The sequence below is a fragment of the Shewanella sp. KJ2020 genome, from assembly GCF_024197625.1.
Classification (GTDB): domain Bacteria; phylum Pseudomonadota; class Gammaproteobacteria; order Enterobacterales; family Shewanellaceae; genus Shewanella.
Window position 1 is genome coordinate 42,490 of the sequence record NZ_JAKUKD010000028.1, and the last position, 19,146, is coordinate 61,635.

Annotated in this window: 11 protein-coding genes; 1 reads left to right on the forward strand and 10 read right to left on the reverse strand. The window is 46.2% G+C overall.

Annotated elements, in window-relative coordinates; genetic code table 11:
* The 10 genes from MJO46_RS14845 to hemC all read right to left on the reverse strand — a co-directional run bounded on the left by MJO46_RS14845 (position 1) and on the right by hemC (position 16,463).
* On the reverse strand, positions 1–708 hold the full coding sequence (locus MJO46_RS14845) for a transglutaminase-like cysteine peptidase (RefSeq protein WP_253989972.1): 708 nt from the start codon (positions 706–708) through the stop codon (positions 1–3).
* 18 nt (positions 709–726) lie between these two features.
* Positions 727–1,350: an OmpA family protein gene (locus MJO46_RS14850; RefSeq protein ID WP_253989973.1), complete on the reverse strand. Its 624-nt coding sequence runs from the start codon at positions 1,348–1,350 to the stop codon at positions 727–729.
* The gene (locus MJO46_RS14855; protein ID WP_253989974.1) at positions 1,347–2,762 is read right to left on the reverse strand and encodes a TolC family outer membrane protein; all 1,416 of its coding nucleotides are present in this window, start codon (positions 2,760–2,762) and stop codon (positions 1,347–1,349) included. The genes MJO46_RS14850 and MJO46_RS14855 overlap by 4 nt, the downstream gene beginning before the upstream one ends.
* Before the next feature lie 26 nt (positions 2,763–2,788).
* The gene (locus MJO46_RS14860; protein ID WP_198781297.1) at positions 2,789–4,171 is read right to left on the reverse strand and encodes an HlyD family type I secretion periplasmic adaptor subunit; all 1,383 of its coding nucleotides are present in this window, start codon (positions 4,169–4,171) and stop codon (positions 2,789–2,791) included.
* Positions 4,168–6,345: a type I secretion system permease/ATPase gene (locus MJO46_RS14865; protein WP_253989975.1), complete on the reverse strand. Its 2,178-nt coding sequence runs from the start codon at positions 6,343–6,345 to the stop codon at positions 4,168–4,170. The genes MJO46_RS14860 and MJO46_RS14865 overlap by 4 nt, the downstream gene beginning before the upstream one ends.
* A gap of 88 nt (positions 6,346–6,433) precedes the next feature.
* Positions 6,434–11,929 carry a retention module-containing protein gene (locus tag MJO46_RS14870; protein ID WP_253989976.1) on the reverse strand — a complete coding sequence of 1,832 codons (5,496 nt, stop codon included), beginning with the start codon at positions 11,927–11,929 and terminating at the stop codon, positions 6,434–6,436.
* A 451-nt stretch (positions 11,930–12,380) separates the two neighbouring features.
* Complete coding sequence (locus tag MJO46_RS14875; RefSeq protein WP_253989977.1) at positions 12,381–13,547, reverse strand: heme biosynthesis HemY N-terminal domain-containing protein; 1,167 nt, start codon at positions 13,545–13,547, stop codon at positions 12,381–12,383.
* Entirely contained in the window at positions 13,544–14,725 is a 1,182-nt protein-coding gene (locus tag MJO46_RS14880; RefSeq protein WP_253989978.1) for a uroporphyrinogen-III C-methyltransferase, read from the reverse strand. The genes MJO46_RS14875 and MJO46_RS14880 overlap by 4 nt, the downstream gene beginning before the upstream one ends.
* 60 nt (positions 14,726–14,785) lie before the next feature.
* Complete coding sequence (locus MJO46_RS14885; RefSeq protein ID WP_253989979.1) at positions 14,786–15,526, reverse strand: uroporphyrinogen-III synthase; 741 nt, start codon at positions 15,524–15,526, stop codon at positions 14,786–14,788.
* A gap of 4 nt (positions 15,527–15,530) precedes the next feature.
* Positions 15,531–16,463: a hydroxymethylbilane synthase gene (gene hemC / locus MJO46_RS14890; RefSeq protein ID WP_253989980.1), complete on the reverse strand. Its 933-nt coding sequence runs from the start codon at positions 16,461–16,463 to the stop codon at positions 15,531–15,533.
* A 202-nt stretch (positions 16,464–16,665) separates the two neighbouring features.
* On the opposite strand from hemC, the gene MJO46_RS14895 reads away from it, so the two are divergent.
* Positions 16,666–19,077: a class I adenylate cyclase gene (locus tag MJO46_RS14895; RefSeq protein ID WP_253989981.1), complete on the forward strand. Its 2,412-nt coding sequence runs from the start codon at positions 16,666–16,668 to the stop codon at positions 19,075–19,077.
* The last annotated feature ends 69 nt before the right edge of the window (positions 19,078–19,146 follow it).

The window sequence follows — 19,146 nt, forward strand, 5'->3', positions numbered from 1 at the left end:
CTACTCCAGTTTCAATTTGGGTTGCCTGAGTCGGTCAACCCCTAACCTATGATTAAGGTCATTCCATTTTTCGAGTCGTGTTGACGAGCCGGCTAAAACGCCTCGTCCTTGTTCTTTGTTAAGCCATAACTGTTTACCGTTGAAGCTGTACACAGGTAATAAATCTCTGCGCTGAGTCGCTGGTTTTATCGCATGATCGAGATTATCGAGGACGAGGGGAATTGATGAGGGGGTCTCATAATAGGCTAATACCATATGATACTGATTCACACTGGTTGCTTTAACCATAGTAATGCGCATCTTATCTTCAGACACCCCTAATTGAAGCAGCGTAAAGTATTTCGCTATCGAAAAATCTTCGCAGTCCCCACCATTCACACCAATAAACTCCATCGGTGTGGCCCAGTAATTCGACTCGCCCCATAATTTAATGTCATCAACAAAACGGAACAAATTAAAGAAATTATTTACTTTCAATAATTTGTCCTGCTCACTCATTGTGACAGATTCCGATAATACCTTGAACCAAGCCCTTGCACGCATACCCGCGCGTTCACCGTAACGCTTTTCCAGTGTGGAGGTGATTCTGGCTTCATCAAGGGTTTGAGTTGGTGCGGCATAGAGGCAGCAGATGCCTAATGCCGACGCTATTAGACTTAAGCGGCAGACTCGCAAAAATGATGCTTTATAACCAAGTCTGCCGTTCATAGCCTATTCTGCTAACCCTTATTTTGTAGGTTCATCTTTTGTTGGTTCATCGACGGAATAAATCGTCCATTTCATATCGGCCATAGTGTCATCACCCGTGACTTCTGCTACAACGCGGCGGTTGCGGGTCTCGGCTTCGGGCGTGTGCTCTAAAACAAGAGGACGGCTAGGACCATAACCAATAGCGGTTAGTCTACTTCTATCAATGCCAAAACGTTCCGCAAGTACTGCGGTAACCGCATCGGCGCGTTCCTGTGATAACACCGCATTACGCTCATCTGTTCCAGTGCGACTAGTGTGACCTTCGATGGTCACTTTAGTCGTTGGATACTGACGCAAGAAGACCGCGATTTCCTCAATCTGAGGATAATACTCGGGTGCAATAAAGGCTGAGTCATTAGGGAATAAAATATTTATTTCCTTGCGCTCATTAATCGCCTTAATGTTGCCGCAGCCATAGTTATCTATGCCTGCGCCTTTTGCCGTGTCGTTACAGCGCTCACGTGCTTCGATGACACCATCTCCATCTTTATCCGATAGATCATTGACTTGAGTTGTTGTCATTTCCTCAATATTAACTGTATCTCGTACCGAACAGCCAGCTAAAAGAGCGATACTGATGAATAGGATTGTGGTTTTCATTGGTTGGCGCCTCCTTCATAGTTACGCTCTCCACGCCACGCTTCAGGACGAGTGACTTTAAGAGAGTCGAGTAAACGTCCAGTGGAGTTGAGTACGCGGTATTTTGCGGTAATCTCATCGTATTCAGCCTGTAGGTAGTCTTTACGGGCTTCGAAGAGTTCATTTTCAGTATCAAGCAAGTCGAGTAAGCTGCGTTGGCCTAGGTTGAACTGTTGTGCATAAGCCGATTGGGTGTCTTTTGCTGCGATGACATGGTCACGAATATATTGCTTTTGTGGAGCAAGCATTTCAAACGCGTTCCAAGCAAGGTTTACGCCTTCAACCACTTCACGTTGTGCACGTTGGTTTATTTCTTTGGCTTCACCGAGTTTGTAGGCCGTTTCTTTTTCGCGGGCAAGGTCTTTACCGCCTGCGAATAAGTTGTATCTCACTCGTACCATGGCCACGATATCGTTGCTATAACCACCTACATCTTGGCTAGGTATAACACTGACACCATCTTCGCCGCCGATATCGTTATTCCAATTACCATTCAGTTCTAATGAAACTTGAGGATAGTAGTTAGCTTGCACCGATGAACGCTCATTTTCTGCTGCACGAATATCATTGGCCGCAGACTTAAGGATCGGGTGATTTTCCTGGGCGACAACTAAACCAGAACTGAGATCCTTAGGTAGCATATCGGCATCGGGAACGGGTTGAATTAAATCAACGGGCTCTACTTCAACCACGCGGATGAATTGGGCTTTCGCGTCGAGGAAATTATTGCGAGCCGAAATCACATTGGCATTTGCACGAGCAAGACGACCGGAAATTTGAGACAAATCTGCGGTCGAACCTAGGCCTGAATCAGTACGTTGTTTGATTTGCTCATAAATTTCTTTATGGCTGTTTAGGTTCTTCTCCGCCAGTTTTAGCACTTCTTCGGTGCGTAGGTAGTTAAGGTAAACCTTACTGACATCGAGGGCCATATCCTCAGCCGCGGCAAGCAAAGCCCACTGGTCTGCGCTGGCTTCAAAGCTATAACGATCAACTTCACTGCTGGTGTAAAAACCATCGAATAGCATTTGCTTTAAGCTAACGCCAAATTCTCCGCGGTTTAGCTCTGCCACACCGTTACTATCGACATCGCCTACATTTTTACGTCTACGTGTTGATACGCTGTCAGTTTGTTCATAACCATAACCGCCAGTTATATCGACAGTAGGCATGTAGCCTGCAATCGCTTGATTAACTTGTTCTTCTCTGGCCTTGAAGCGGTTAAACGCAACACGTAGATCCGGATTGGTATCGAGTGTATGCGCGACCGCTTGTTCTAGCGTCTGGCTCTGAGCTGATAACGGTAATAGGATTAATGACAGCACTATGGCAATCTTTGAACATTGAAATTGTCGTCTTACTGAAGTATTCATTGCAAACCTCCCGGTTTATAACAGGCTTAACGCTCTCTGAGCGCAGTATCCTTAGCCCTTAAAATTGGATTTAAAATGTACTCAAGAATGGATCTTTGCCCCGTGATGACATCAACCGTGGTTAACATCCCTGGGATAATTGGCATCTGCGTGCCATCGTCTTTGATTAAACTCGATTCTTCTGTTCTAACCCTAATAAGATAGAAGCTATTGCCTTCTTCATCCTGCGAAGTATCAGCGCTGATATGTTCTACCGTCCCCTTAAGACCACCGTAGCGGGTAAAATCGTAGGCGGTGACTTTAACTACCGCCGGTAAACCTGGGTGTAAAAATGCGATGTCCTTCGGCAGGATCTTAGTTTCTATAAGCAACTGATCCTCGGAAGGAACGATTTCAATAATATCGACTCCAGGTTGTACAACACCACCTAATGTATTGATATGTGTCGTTTTAATAGTGCCATTTACAGGAGACGTGATAATGGCTTTGCTCACTTTGTCCTGTGCGCCAACTTGGGCCTCATTCATACGCGATAGCCGCGTTTGAGTTTCGTTTAGTTGCGCTCTCAGGTCTGCCGCATACACAAATACGGCCTCACGACGTTTTAAGATGGCTTCATCTAATGCTGCTTTCAATTTTGGCCTGAGTAATCGTAACGAATTAAGCTCACCTTGGGCGTCGTTAACCGCCCGTTCTAATTTTAGCAGCTCAACTTCGGGAACAATGCCTTTTTTTGCTAAGGGGCGTGTGAGTTCCAACTCGCGGGAAATCAACTGCATACTCGTTGTTAGTGTCGTTGTCTTAGAGGCAAGATCATCGATTTCTTGTTGGCGTTGCTGAATTTGCCGTACGAGAATTTCGAGTTGGTTACTGAGATTGTCTAAGCGACCGTTATATTCTTCTTGCTGCCGTTTAACGAGCGCAGGCTCGGCGGCGACTATGTTCTCCGGGAAAATCAACGCTTCTTTGGTAATTTTGACCTGTTCTCGCCAATCCGAAGTCATATCTGAAATCAGTATGCTATCGAGTTCTGCCCGCATACGAATGGCATTGGTTTTCAAACCAAACACTTCTTGTTCTTGTTGGGCATAATCGGAGCGGAAGCGAGTGTCATCAATGCGTACTAAGGGCTGCCCTTTAGTGACGATTTCACCTTCTTGCACATACAGCTCTTGCATGATGCCGCCATCTAAACTTTGGATGACTTGCACCTGTGAGGAAGGGATCACTTTGCCTGAACCTGTAGTGACCTTATCTAATTGGGCTAAACCAGCCCAAAACAAGAAACAAACCACCATGGCAGCCAGAGCCCAAATGATTAATCTATGGCCACTGGGCGCATCGGTCATCATGGCGCCATAGACATCATCGACCATATCAAGATCGGTTGTCGTTAGGTGTTTACTCATTTTTTAACGCCTCCATTAACGAGGCCAAAATTGAGTTTTTCTAATACTTCAGACTTGGGACCATCGGCCACAACATGACCGCGTTCGAGCACGATAATACGGTCAACCAGTTGTAATAGATGCATTTTGTGTGTGATGAGTATTAAGGTTCTATCTTTACTCACATTTTGCATAGAACGAATAAACTGTTGTTCTGCACGAGCATCTAAGCTTGCTGTGGGTTCATCCATTAACAGCACTGGTGGGTCATTGAGTGTTGCTCTGGCGAGCGCCACAGTTTGCCTTTGTCCCCGGCTAAGTGACATCCCGCCTTCACCAACTTGTTGATCTAGGCCTTCAGCCTCAAGATGGGTGAATTGACTAACCCCTGAGAGTTGCACTGCACGTATTAATTGATGCTCTGTGACTTGGCGAGTGCCGAAGAGGATATTATCCCTAATAGTGCCATGGAATAGGGTGACATCTTGGGGTAAATAACCAAAGTTACGGCGTAAATCACTGGGGTGGATCTGAGCTGAATCAACCCCATCATAACGTAGGCTTCCGGTAGTCGGTTGGAACAGTCCGACTAAAAGTTTGGCGAGGGTGCTCTTGCCTGAACCATTGCGGCCGATAATGGCGATGCGTTCACCGGGATTGATCGTCAGCGACATTGGATGTAATACCGGTTTTTCTGAACCAGGATAACTAAAGCCAACATTATCGGCGTTAATCTTACCTAATAGCCTTAATTTGCTAACTAAATGGCCTTTATTTTCAAATTCATCCTCTTGCATCATTAACTCATTAAGTTGACGCAATGCACTGGCGGTATGATTGGCTCTGGTCATAAGGCCCGCTAATTGCGCCATAGGGGCAATAGCACGACTCGACAGCATTACCGCAGCGATGATCCCGCCCATTGATATCACATTATCGGCAACGCGATAAACACCCAAAATCACCACGCAGACGACAGTAAATTGGACGATAAAGTTGGCTAGGTTTGATACTGAATTAGAGAGTTTTTTCGATCTTAATTGCCAGTTTGCACTGTGCCCTATCATCTGTTGCCAGCTTCTTTGAACTATCCCTTCAGCGCCATTTGCCTTAATGGACTCGAGTGCAGAGAGGCTTTCAATTAAATGTCCGTGCTTAAGGCTTGAAAATTTATTGCCTTCTTCAATTGCGGCTTTCAATTTAGGCTGAGTGTAGAGTGTAAAACCGATAATGATTAGGCCGCCAATTACAGGAATTGCAGCCAGATCGCCCGCAACGATATAAATAATAATAATGAAGAAAAGTGCAAAGGGCAGATCGACTAAAGTGGTTATTGTTGCCGAGGTTAAGATCTCTCGAATATTGTCAAATTCACCAAGCTGCTTTGCCATACCGCCAATACTGGGGGAGCGCTTTTCCAATGGAATGCCTATGGCTTTCGCAAAGAGTTGAGATGAAACGATGATATCTACTTTTTTTCCAGCAACATCAATGAGGTAACTCCTTAATTGCCGCATTACAAGATCAAATAAATAGGCAATAGATGCCCCAATAGCCAAAACCCAGAGGGATTCAAAGGCGAGGTTGGGAACCACTTTGTCATACACATTCATGATAAAAAGCGGTGAAACTAAGGCGAATATATTGACTAATATGGATGCAATTAAAGCATCACGATAAATAGGTGCAGAATCTCTTAGTGTTTGGAGGAGCCAGTGAGTTTTGTTATCGTGTAAGTAAACATCAAAACCCATATCGCCACGGTATTCTTGTTTAACTAAGAATAAATATCCGACATATAAGGCTTCAAGGGACTCAATATTCAGAATTTCTTCACCGCCAGTTTCGGGCAGTTGAATTACAGCGCGATCAGATTCAAGGCTAAATTCACGTAATATACAGGCTTTTTTATCTTTTAATAATAAAATGCATGGAAGCAGTATCGGTGATATTTCATTCAATCCCTTACGAGATAATTTTGCGGCTAAACCCGCACGCGACGCAGCTTGTGGAACCAGATCTGGGGTTAATACCGCGCCAGACAAAGGCAAGCCTGCCGCAAGCGAATCGCTTGAGCACGGGTTACCAAAATGCTCAGTGAGGAGCACTAAACAATCTAGCAATGGATCGACTATCACTCGCTGAGAAGCGGAAATAGTCCACTGCTCAATTTTTTCTGACGCAGTAGCTGGCACCGAGTTATCTATCCTTTGAATTCCATTTGATTATCAGAAGTATGGTCCAAGATGGCCTATATTTCTATAGGCCATTTGAACTGATTTATTAAGGAATCATGGTGCCATTGTTATTATTGGGATCTAGAGGTTGAGTCAGTCCCTGCGGTGCATCTGGCGTCACAGGTGCAGCATCTATAATCAGAGGACCGTTACCATTAGAGCCTAATAAACCATTGATTATGCCTGCATTATCGATAGCACCATATTGACTGTAGAGATCAACCCCATCGAGAACGATATGTTGATCAAAGACTCCATCTTTATTAGCGTCGATATCAATCACGGTTGAACCATTGTCTAAGCTAAAGTTGAGATAGTTTTCCAAAGTATTAGCAGTTTCGCCTTGGAGTAAATCACTCAGATCTAACTTATCTTGGTTGGCATTAAAGTCCACTATATGGTCGGTGCCGTTATCTGCATCTGCATATCTCCAGACGAACTTATCTGCACCGGTATCACCTCGCAATACATCATCACCGAGACCGCCGATCAGAGTGTCATTGCCTGCGCCGCCACGAAGGGCATCGTTGTGGCTGCCTCCATCAATATAATCATCTCCAGTGTGTCCATAGAGGATATCGGAGCCGGATTGACCATAAATGCGGTCATTACCACTACCGCCGTTGACGACATCTGCTTTTTCTGAGGCAACATCGTTGGCTAACAATAAACCGTCGTTATCAACAATCTTATTTGAGCCTGTTAAGGTACCCGTCATAATATGATGATTTAAAAGGTCATTAACCGACAACTCCAAGTCATCATCGGAACCATAATTGCTTGTGCCAGTTTTGCCTGCATAGATCACATCGTTACCTCTACCGGTTTCAATATGATCGTTACCGTCACCGCCACTGACAACTTGTGCGTCACTAGCGCTATAACTCTGCTTATTTGCTCCTGACGTGATAACTTCGTCACCGTTATTATTGCTGATGATGCCATTCTGACCACCACCAAAAGTCACATTCAATTTATTATGGTTAGATGCTCGTTCACCCCCGCTAATCACCATAGTGTCATTTAAGCTAGATCCTTGAGTTGTAAGTGCATTGGCGTCAGCAATATTGATACCGTCAGCATTTACCGGATTGACATTGATCTTTAAGGTTGCGCTTGAAGTATCTCCATCGCCATCCTGGATGGTGTAAGTAAAGGTCTCTACCGCCCCTGATGCAGGAAGCAGGTTAGCACTTGCCGTCAATTGATAGTGATAGGTTCCATCAGCATTAAGCACTAGCGTGCCATAGACACCACTGATGGTTGAGCCTACGTGACCTAACACGCCAGTACCAGTGTGATCACCACTAGCTACGCCGACAATTTCAAGTTCATTATCGGCACCAACTGTGTCATTAGTCAGTACATTACCATCGGAATGAGGCAGAGTGTAACCATCGCCTGCAACCATGCGAACGACGAGTTGATAGCTGGTTGCTGCATCCTCATTCGTATAAATCGAACTAACAATGTTGCCATTATTGTCTTTAAATCCAACAACTTGCATTGTGTAGGCTTGACCTTCGTAGTTGAAAGTCACATTCGTGTGACCAACTGTCACTATATCCCTTGGGTCGGAGCCGTCATTGGATGTTTCATTATGGCTAAAATTCAATGTTAAGGTTACAGGGGTGACTACACCGTAAGCATCTGTAACATTGAATGTTATTTCCATTGTTGCGGCTGTGATAGAGGAGCCTGAATCAATAGGGTAGTTATAGTGTGTGAAAGTTCCTAATACTATATCTTGGTTTAACGCTAATGTGCCATTCAGCCCTGCATCGTTGTCCATAAATCCATAGCCAGATTGACGTCCAGAGTAACTTGCGGGATCTCCCCAACGAACTTGATCGTGAGCTGAATCGTTATCTTCGCCTCCTGAATTAGTATTACCATCGAAGGTATTAACATCTTCACCACCAGTGGTGCTGATCCAAGTCGCTAGAATTCCTGAGAAGCTAAACGAATCGACCATTACATCCAACTGTGCGGTATCATTTTGGGCAATGTCCACGTCATCGGCGACTGTGACTGTGACTGTGGAATGTGCTGTATGACCAGCACCATCAACTGCCACTACTTGAATCCCATTAACGGTTAAGCTGTTGGCATTTACACTATGGGGGAGATTGGTTAGCAATTCGGCTGTAACTGTAACATCACCTTCTTCTCCCGCATTGATACGATCCCAATCTAAGGTTAAGCGAAGTGCTTCTCTACCATAGACAGTACCGATTAATTGGCCGACATTATTGAGTGCCCAATGGATTTGAGCGTTAATACCTACGACTGAAATATTGGTTAAGTTACCAAATTGGAAGCTTTCAATTGAGTTGCTACCAGATTTAAAGCTCAGAGTTTGTACTGTCGTATCATTGCCATCAGTTGGTAATACGTCTTCGTACAAAAACACTTGGGCGTTAGGTGTATTGGCAATAGGTTGTGCAGCTGGGTCAATGGTGACAGTAAAGTGACCATTTCCAGTTGAATCACCAAATTGCACAGGATCACCATCCTTGTCGGTGGCGTCATAAGAAAACTCAATATCGATAGGCTCTTCAGTCACTATAGTGTTGGCTGAAACGTCTATAACTTGGAAATCACTACCACTTTGATAACTAATAGTGATTGAAGTGATGTTGGAGCCATTCTGAGCAAAGGCTTCGAATTCTAAAGTTCCATTGATTTGGATCAACTGACCACCATTGGTTGAACCATCGGCGTATGTAATTAATACATAAGCTGTAGATACACTATTATGGGAACCATTTGAGCCTGTACCTAGATTTATCGTTGCAGCACTTGTGCCTGTAGAACCATAAGCAAAATTAATTGATTCACCAGTAGATATTGATGGATCGCCCACACCAATACCAAAACTGTTCGAGTTTACTTTATGGTTGCCACTACCACTGCCAGTTATGGTGATGAGCGTATCTTCGGCGCTAGCATTACCATGGGTATCAAGCGTTCCATCAGTTAACACGTAATAGGAGTCGCTTGCGCCCGCTTGTATTCCAACAAAGGATGCCGTGGTAGACTTATCTAGTTGTATTTCCTTCAACAATTCAAGTTGATAATCATAGTTACCATTAATATCCGTAACAGCTGTTAAGGTAAACACCTCCTCGCCAGGATTGAAAATACCGTCGTTATTAATGTCTGCCCATGCAGTTAACGTATTACCTGACATTGATGTGTGCAGTGGCATGCCATCAAATAATAGGCCCGTAGTGACAATATTAAATTCGATTTCACCTAGTCCGTCTGCACCAGGAGCAAATAAATCGCCACTAACTATTCCGCTGCCGTTAAGCATGTGTTGGATGAGATCTTCATCGACTTGATCAACTGGAGAATCATCTTCAATTTTTATCTCAAAGCTACCATTGGTTATTTGGTTTCCATCATCAACAGAAATGCCAATTTCAATGGGTAGCTCATTTTCCCCTGTAGCATTGGGGTGATCAATAGGCCCTAGTAGTGTTACTTCATATCCCCAAGCACCAGATGAATTACCGATAGGTGGAGTTAGGGTTATTGTGATGACAGGAACGTTTGTACCTACAACGTAGCCAGTAAGTGTATTACCAATCCAAGACCAAGCAATATCTTCACCGCCCGAAGTCAGGCCTGCTGGGCCAGAAAGCGAAACAGTTAGAGAGTCATTATCAACGTCAGTGATATTGATTTCGCCAGTCATTGAACTCAAATTGGTGGTGTCACTATTTCCAACAGTATCTTGGATACCACCAGTTAGACCTTCTTCAGATACAGCAGTATTATCAGCCGAAATAATCAAAGGCGCATCGTTCACTGGGGTGACGGTGATGGTCAGGGTGGAAGTATCGGTCGCGCCAGAGCCGTCGGTGAGCACATAGGTGACCACAGGGACGAGACCAAAGTAGTTGGCCACAGGAGTAAAGGTGTACACGCCATCGCTGTTGAGGCTGAAGGTACCAATACCGGCGATGTTAATGTCAGTGCCATCGGCAGGATAGACGGTCGCATCCCCGGCAATGGTGAAGCTGACCACACTTAAGGGGCCGTCAACACTGCTGCCATCAATCACGTTACCGGTCACTTCGGGGCTGTCTTCAACAATGCTGCGCTCTTCGTTGTTGTCAGTGAAGTTATCGTTCACTGGGGTGACATCGAGGGTCAGGGTCGAAGTGTCATTGCTGCCAGAGCCATCGGTCAAGAGGTAGGTAATGACGGGCACAGGGCCAAAGTAGTTGGCCACAGGGGTAAAGGTGTACACGCCATCGCTGTTGAGGCTGAAGGTACCAATACCGGCGATGTTAATGTCAGTGCCATCGGCAGGATAGACGGTCGCATCCCCGGCAATGGTGAAGCTGACCACACTTAAGGGGCCGTCAACACTGCTGCCATCAATCACGTTACCGGTCACTTCGGGGCTGTCTTCAACAATGCTGCGCTCTTCGTTGTTGTCAGTGAAGTTATCACCCACGGGGGTGACTTCAATCGTTAACGTTGCGGTTGATCCTGTGTTGGTCGTGTAGGTGATGACTGGGACTTGGCCATTCCAGTTTTCATTAGGGGTGAAGGTGTAAGAACCATCTGCATTAAGAATTAAGCTGCCGCCTTCGAGTTCAACTGTGGTGCCAGCGGTAAAGGTATTGCCGTTCACGGTGAAGCTGACAACAGAAAGATCGCTGTCGATATCGCTGTCATTGTCGAGCACATTGCCGGTGGCAACGGTATCTTCTGCCACGGTATTGGTGTCGTTCACCAATACAGACGGATCATCAACAGGGGTGATGTTAATGGTTAACGTTGCGGTTGAACCTGTGTTTGTCGTGTAGGTGATGACCGGGACTTGGCCATTCCAGTTTTCATTAGGGGTGAAGGTGTAAGAACCATCGGCATTGAGGACAAGAATACCGCCGTCTAAGGTTACTTGAGTGCCCGCGGCAAAGGAAGTGCCATCGATCTCAAAGCTTACCACCGTCAGAAGAGAATCGATATCGCTGTCGTTAGTAAGCACATTACCTGTGGCAACGGAGTCTTCCGCGACAGTGTTTGTATCATTAACTAATAGAGAAGGCGAGTCAGTTGCTATTGTTTGTTCTGGCGTCGGTGTAGCGGCATCCGCCAATGGTTGACCTGCGGTTGAATAACCCGCAGTGGCGAGTGCTTCTGAACCATCACGGGCCAGTGACACGTAACCGGAGTTACCATCACTGCCTGGGGCATTACCGGCTGCGGTCTCGGGCAAGTTCTGGGTTGGATCTTCACCAGATGCTATAAGATCTTGTAATGCTTGGATTTCATCTAAGGCTGCTTCACTGGCCGTGTTGGGGGCGGCTGCGGCTGTTGCGTTCGGGGCTACCTCATTAGATAGCTTAGTGCCATCATCGAAGGTGATCTCGTATGTCGCGTTTTCCCCAATATGGAGAACTGCACCTTTCGGGAGTAGTTCGCCATCCTTAGCGGGTTGATTTGTACCATTAACTTCGACGCTGATTTGCCCTTTAACAAGCTTGAGCATACCGTTTTTTGATGTAATGACCGATCCCATAATAAGCTCCCAACAGCTCAACTGTGTTAATCCGAAGACGCACAAAAACAACAAAAATGTTGAATTGTGATACAAGTGGTGAAATTTTAGCTGGTGAAGCGTGGTAAGTCAATTTTTTGACGCAGCTGTATGGCTTGCTATGACTGGATTTTATGGGGTGCAGTACGTAAAACTGACATTTTTGTGAGGGCTAACTAGATGTAGTGCCTTAATAAATAAAACTAACTCTATTTAGTGTATATCAACTCTATATGGAAACATGTTTATAACAAAATAATCTTGGAGCCTAGATAAAAACTTTAGTGAAAGGTAAAAAATTGTGGGTGAGGAGCCCTCCACACAGGATGAGTCAATCGTTTACGAGTGATGTTATGGCGAAACGCCGTAATCTGCTTATGCAAACCACGGCGTCTATATTGGCTGATTGTATAATTGGGCTGATTGTATAGAGCTACACATTAACCGCTTGGCGATAACTTTGATTAGCGTGACCTTGTTCGCCTAGTTGCTCTTGAATACGAGCTAGTGCTAACCAAGAGGCTTTTGTGGGCTCGAGCCGACACACATTTTGCCAGCAGGTTTTGGCTTCTTTCATATCTCGCGTTTGCTGATATAGCTTGGCGAGACACATCTGGTAGTCAGCATTATTCTCGTGGGTCACTTCATGTTTCAGTAACTGTTTGCGAATTTCAATATCTTGGGCAGTTACTATCTCGGGGATGACTTGTAAAAGTGCTGACTCGGGGGACGTTCGTAACTTCTTAGAGAGCAGTTTCAGCGCTTGATCTTTGCGATTAAAACGGCACAACCCTATGGCATAAATCGCCAGATACTCAGACTGATTGCGTTCGCTACGCGATAACCATTGCCAGCACTGTTCTAAGGCTTCTTCACCTTTGATAGCAGCGGCTTTGAGTAAGGCACTGTTTGTTGCTAATTCGAGTTCATTTAACTGGTTATCATTGAGGATTTGGCGCTTCTTTAAAATAGGCAACAATAGCTTAAGTGCATCCCAATCCTCTTGGGCTCGATATAACTCTAAGGCGAGTTTGAGCACCGGAGCCTTGCTCTTACTTGTCGGGGCTAATTTATCCAACTCGGTACGTGCTAGGGCTAATTCCCCTTGTTTTAAGAGGTATCGAGTGCGGGTCGTTGCGACAGCATTTGCGGCAAGGGGTTGCGTAGCTGCCCGGTCAAGATATTGATCACGCTCGGCTATTTTATTTTGATACTGGGCAGCGCGGGCCGCCGCCAGTAAGTTAACGGCGGGGAGTTCGCCGTTATCTGCGCCCTTTATCATAGCGCGTTCTGCTGCCGGCCAATCTTCTTCAGCCAGAGCGAGCGCACCCATTAAGGTATGCTTTTTGGCTGAGCGGCGGCGCCAATGGTAAGGGATAAAACGGCTGCGCAGCATCAGATTAATGGCAGTAATCACGAGCCATTCGATCACTTGAAACACGGCATAAAATACAATTAAGGCTATGATCCCAAAGACTAAACTGGTCTCTATCTGATAATCTCCCGCCGCAATATACACATAACCTGTATTGCCAACCAGCCAAGGGCTGATACAGAGCCCTATTAGCACAATCCCTAAGAAAATTAATATCTTGATCATAGTGGCGCATCCTCTGATGAGGTCAGCTCACCATAACTTGTCAGCTGTAATAGCAGAGGTTTTGCGGCAAAGGATTTCAGGGTAATGGGGTCGAGCACAACTGTGGCTAGTTTATCGATTTCGGCGATGGCTTCGACCGTTTTATGGTCCTGGGTATCGAAGTAGGTTTGGATCCATTTGCGTGCCATCATCAATGATTGGTGATAGGCCGCTCTGTCATAGCGATATAACGCAAGTTGGGATTGCAGCAGTTTATGACGAATATTTTCCACCAAATACCATTGCTGTTCCGGTGCGAGCAATGCGGGCGCATCGGCGGTTCTGTGGCGTATGGTGATAAAATCTTGGGTTAACGCTTTCCACGTCTTGCCTAAGTTGCTCTGCCAGTCATTCAAATCGCCTGTAATGTTTGTTTCTTCAGGGGCATCGGCTTCAGCATCGGCACGATTAAGCGGCAATTTATCGAGTTGTTCAATCAGAGCGTCGAGGGCCAATACACTGCCATCAATATCCGTGGTTTTAATGCTGGCCGTGGCAGCAATATCTTTCGCTAACGCCTTACGAATAGGCAACAAAGCGGGATTGTTCATCGCGGCGATGGTTTCATCCGCGGACTTTAATAGATCGGTGGCGGTACGGGGATCTTTTTCTAACCAAAGTTTACGGCCCGCCATATTCACCAGATATTCGGCTTCTGAGGCCATCCAATGGGTTGGGCTGCGCTGGGCGAGTTTATTGAGCCTATCTTGTAGCTGATGTTGGTCTTCGGCCAGTTTTGCTAATTCTTGATATGTTTTGGCATCGTTCAGTTGTTGCTGTTCAAGCTGGCCAATACGTTGATTTGGCTGCAATAGTGCTTGTTGTAATTGATCCTGCAGGGCAATATTTTTCGCATCCTGAACGAGCAGTTGCTGTTGTAGCTGTTGGTACAGTACAAAACCGCCGCCAAGGGTGCAAACGGTTAAACCGAGCGCTAATAACACCCCAAAGCGAATCGCCCACGAGCTTCTATTGGCGGCTGACGTTGGGCTCGATGCGGTTGATTGTGTGGCTTTAGCTGTTTTGGGTTCGGTAGATGACGCTGGAGTTGTGGGCGTGTCATCGGTCGTTTCCGGTGACACAATAATAGCGGTAGCCTCTGATTCTGGGCTCTTTGCGTCGTGCTTGTTGTTATCCATTTAACAGTCCTTGAAAACATGCTACTGCCGAAATTCGAGTAAAATCGGGCTAAATAGCGCTTAGAGTTTAAGGGCGTTTAGCACGGCTTTGCTGTTGGCGGCATTGGCATTGGTGACTTGGGTTATACCAAAGGCGTGAGCTTGAGCTTCTACTCGGTTACTTGGGACTATGATATGACATGAGCGCAGCCATGCAAATAACTCTTTTGGCACTAGATTAATCAGGTTATCCAGCACTTCACCACTGGTCACCACAATAGTGTCTATCCCAAAGGCTTGCCATTGTTGTACTAAGTGTTGTCCATCGAGCGGTGGGCAGGCCCGTTGATACACTTCCCAATAGCGTACATCTGCACCGCGCTCTGTCAGTTGTTCGGCAAGCGCTTCGCGGCCACCGACGCCACGTATGATGGTAATCTGCTTAGCGTTAATATCTTGCAGTGGCGCGAGTGTGAGTAGCCCTTCGGTCTGCTGGCAATCATCTGGGGCTTCGAGGGCCGAAATGCCGAGCTGAGTTAATGCTTCCCAAGTTGCATGCCCAACGGCGAAGTATTGAATTTGTGGCCAGCCTTTGATGGGAGAATTCGCGGCTGTTAAGGCGTTATCAGCAAAAGTCACCGCATTGGCGCTGATGCAGATAATCATATCGGCCTGCGCCAAGGGATGCGGAGTATTTGGTGCGATAGGGGGCGTAGCTTCGACACACAACAGAGGTGTGACCCAATGGCTAATGCCTCGCTCATTCAAGGCATCGACCATGGACTGATTGCGCCCCTCGGGGCGCGTCAGTAAGACTTTCATTGACTTAGGCTTTAGCGTAAACAGCGTCGAGAATGCCTTTTGCACCTTTGCTCAGTAACTCTTCGGCAAGGGCAACACCTAATTGCGTGGCTTCGATCTTAGGACCTGTGATCACGCCTTCGATGATTTCACTGCCATCGGGGTTACCGACTAGGCCGCGTAACGTCATCTCATCACCATGGATTTCAGCAAAGGCGCCAATGGGTACTTGGCAGCCGCCTTCGAGGCGCGTGTTCATTGCACGCTCGGCAATAACACGGTAGCGCGTTTCTAAATGTTCTAATGGTGCCAGTAGCGCTTTAACGCGTTCATCGTTAGTGCGACATTCGATACCGACAGCGCCTTGGCCGTTGGCGGGTAAGGATTCTTCGGCCGAAATAAAGCTGGCGATACGCTCAGATAATTTCAGGCGGATTAAGCCGGCAGCGGCAAGAATAATGGCATCGTATTCGCCGTTATCAAGCTTAGCTAAACGTGTGCCTACGTTGCCGCGTAGATCTTTAATAATGAGGTCGGGGCGTGATGCGCGCAGCTGACATTGACGGCGTAGGCTCGAGGTGCCCACGGTTGCGCCTAATGGTAATTCGCTGATCGATTTATATAAATTCGACACAAAGGCATCACGGGGATCTTCACGTTCGCAGATCACCTCAAGACCTAAGCCTTCGGGGAAATCCACTGGCACGTCTTTCATGGAGTGCACTGCGATATCGGCTTGGTCTTCTAGCATGGCGACTTCAAGCTCTTTGACGAATAAACCTTTACCGCCTACTTTTGCTAGCGGCGTATCTAAAATCACGTCGCCCTTAGTGCTCATTGGCAGCAACTCCACCACAATACCGGGGTGAATGCGTTCTAATTCGGCTTTAACAAATTCAGCTTGCCACATGGCCAGCGGACTCTTGCGGGTTGCGATACGTATGCGGTTCTCAGACATGCCTAGTTTCCATCAAAGATCTTAGTTGCGCCAATGCTAACATTGGCTATTCGTGAATGTAAGGAAGTGATATCGATTCTTTGAAGTTGGCTGTGTTATAAATAGCCATAAAGTGTGACGCGGTTCACGTTTGGTTGCTTGAGTTTGCAAAAGTGTTAACATGAGCACACTTCTCATAAGTATTTAAGCGTTGTGTTCTAGGATGGATCAGCAAGGCCTATTTCCTGATATTGCAGAAAGACTTAATAAGGTTCGCATCGCGCGAGCTTTGGCTTTGCTGTCGCCGTTACAAAAGCATTTATTCCATTTAATTCCCTTTCTGATCCACCAGAACAGCGTTCAGTATCCTGGGTATCATTCTCCCAATACTCCCTGTGGTATTAAGGAATATTCAGCGGGTGTGCTTGAGTCGCAGGCCTGTGATGTTGTTAAGCTGCCATTTCTGTCTAGAGAGCCTGATGTGTGTGCCTTCGAAGGCGTTTATGCCATGGGAAGTACCGCCAGCTTTGGCCAGAATACTAAGAGCGATGTTGATGTGTGGCTGGTATATAGTGCCGATTTGTGCGATAGGGATTTAGCCTTAATTCGTACTAAAGCCAATAGATTAACCGCATGGTTTGCCGAATATCAGTTTGAGGTTAACTTCTATTTAGTGCATTCGCAGCAGTTTAGTGGCGGCCAGGGGCGTAATGGATGCCAATCTTCCATGGCCCACGAGCACAGTGGTAGTGCGCAGCATTGGCTGTTGCTGGAGGAGTTTTACCGTAGTCAAATTCGCTTGGCGGGTAAAGCTGTTGCTTGGTGGCCAGATGCTAAATTAAATCCTGATCTCTTGTATCTGGGGAATGTGCATGAATTACCCGCAAGTGAGTATTTTGGCGCCTCGTTATGGCTGCTCTACAAAGGCCTTGATAAGCCACACAAGGCCTTGATTAAAGTATTGTTACTCGAGGCCTATGCCAGTGAATACCCCCATTCGCAATTGCTCTGCGATCGCCTATGGCAAAAAACGCTCGCCGGGGACTTTTCAACCGCAAATGATGCCTATTACTCCATCTATGAAGTCATTGAGGCCTACCTGTTAAAGCAAAATGATACTCGTCGGCTCGAGATTGCGCGTCGCTGCTTTTATTTAAAATGCGGGGTATTTTTAAGTCGGCCAGATCAGGGCAAAGATTGGCGCTATGCCAAATTACAAAAGCTAGTGCAGGATTGGCAATGGCCCGAGAGTTTGATCCGCACCTTAGACGACTGTGAACATTGGCATAGCGGCCAACTCAATTGGTTTAACGATCAATTGAATGAGTTGTTATTGGCGAGCTACCAAACGCTATTGCGATTTGCATCGACCCACGAGCTAAATGAGGGATTGCGTGTCGAAGAGTTGGGGATGCTCACCCGCAAACTGCACACCTATTTTACCCAAGATGAAGATCAAATCTCTAAGCTGAATTTACTCTGGAGTCGTTCCGTTGCCGAATCGGAACTGACTATGGTCTCAAGCAGCCGTGAGAATCAATATTACCTGTACAGACAAGCGCCAAAGCCACAAAACCTATTGGGCGAATCTGCCATATGCAAAGGTAAAACACCTTCGGCATTAATGATTTGGGCTTGCTTAAATGGTGTTTCCACCCCGGATACTAAATGGTATGAGTTAGGACGGGGCAAGGTGCAGTCGAAACGCCTTACCGAGGCCTCTAAGCGACTATTGAATTTTATCGACCATGATTGGCGAGTGTCCAAGCGAGACCTATGCCAACCTTGGCATTTCAGAAAGCTGATCTTTGTGCTAAACCTAGACAATGATCCCACCACCCAATGGCAAGGGCAGGAAATGACGGTCGATATGATGAACGCGAACGTATTTTCCCTTGGGCGTAAGAAGGAGAATATGCTCGGCGCCATAGATGCGATATGCCTAAATAGTTGGGGTGAGTGGCAATGTCATCGCTTTGAAGGTGAAACCGCGGTATTACAAGCCTTAGCCTTTGTTACGCCAGGATTAAGGCGTGCGACTTTGCCCGTCGATATGGATGTGATCAGCTGCTCACAAAAATTACGTCCTCAACTTAAATTAGCGGTAAAAAATCTGCTTATGCAAACGATGCGTTTATGTCAGCAGGCGCAGCAATCGAGCACTTTAGTACAGCCGCTGCAGATAAGTCACACCCGTTATGGCATTTTCTTCAATCCATTGGGGATGGCGTATCAAGATTTAAGCGATGCAAAATCTTTCTATCAACAGTTATCCCGTAGCCATTTAGTACAACTGCCACGGCCAGAGCTGGGGGATGATCCTTTTTCGAGTATGCCTAAAGTGGTGCAGAATTATGCGGCTAAGGGGTCTATCCAATATTTTCTACGTCAAAGGGTGGATAACTTAGATGTGTTTATTCTCGATGAGGAAAATCACCTGAGCCACTATGTACAGGCGGGATCGAACATGGCCGAGCTAGTGAATAAAGTCAGCCATCACTATGTGTTTGGGGAACATTATGCTTCTAATGCGCGATTTAATATTCCGCAGTTTTTCCATCTGGTACGGGTGGCGGGCGAGTTAACTGTGACGCCCTTCGGTATCGATGTTGCCGATCAAGATCTTGAGTTTTAATAATATTTATTGTGAATAACGGTTCTTGAACGCTCTTATAACGCTTGATAACAACGGATGATAACAAGG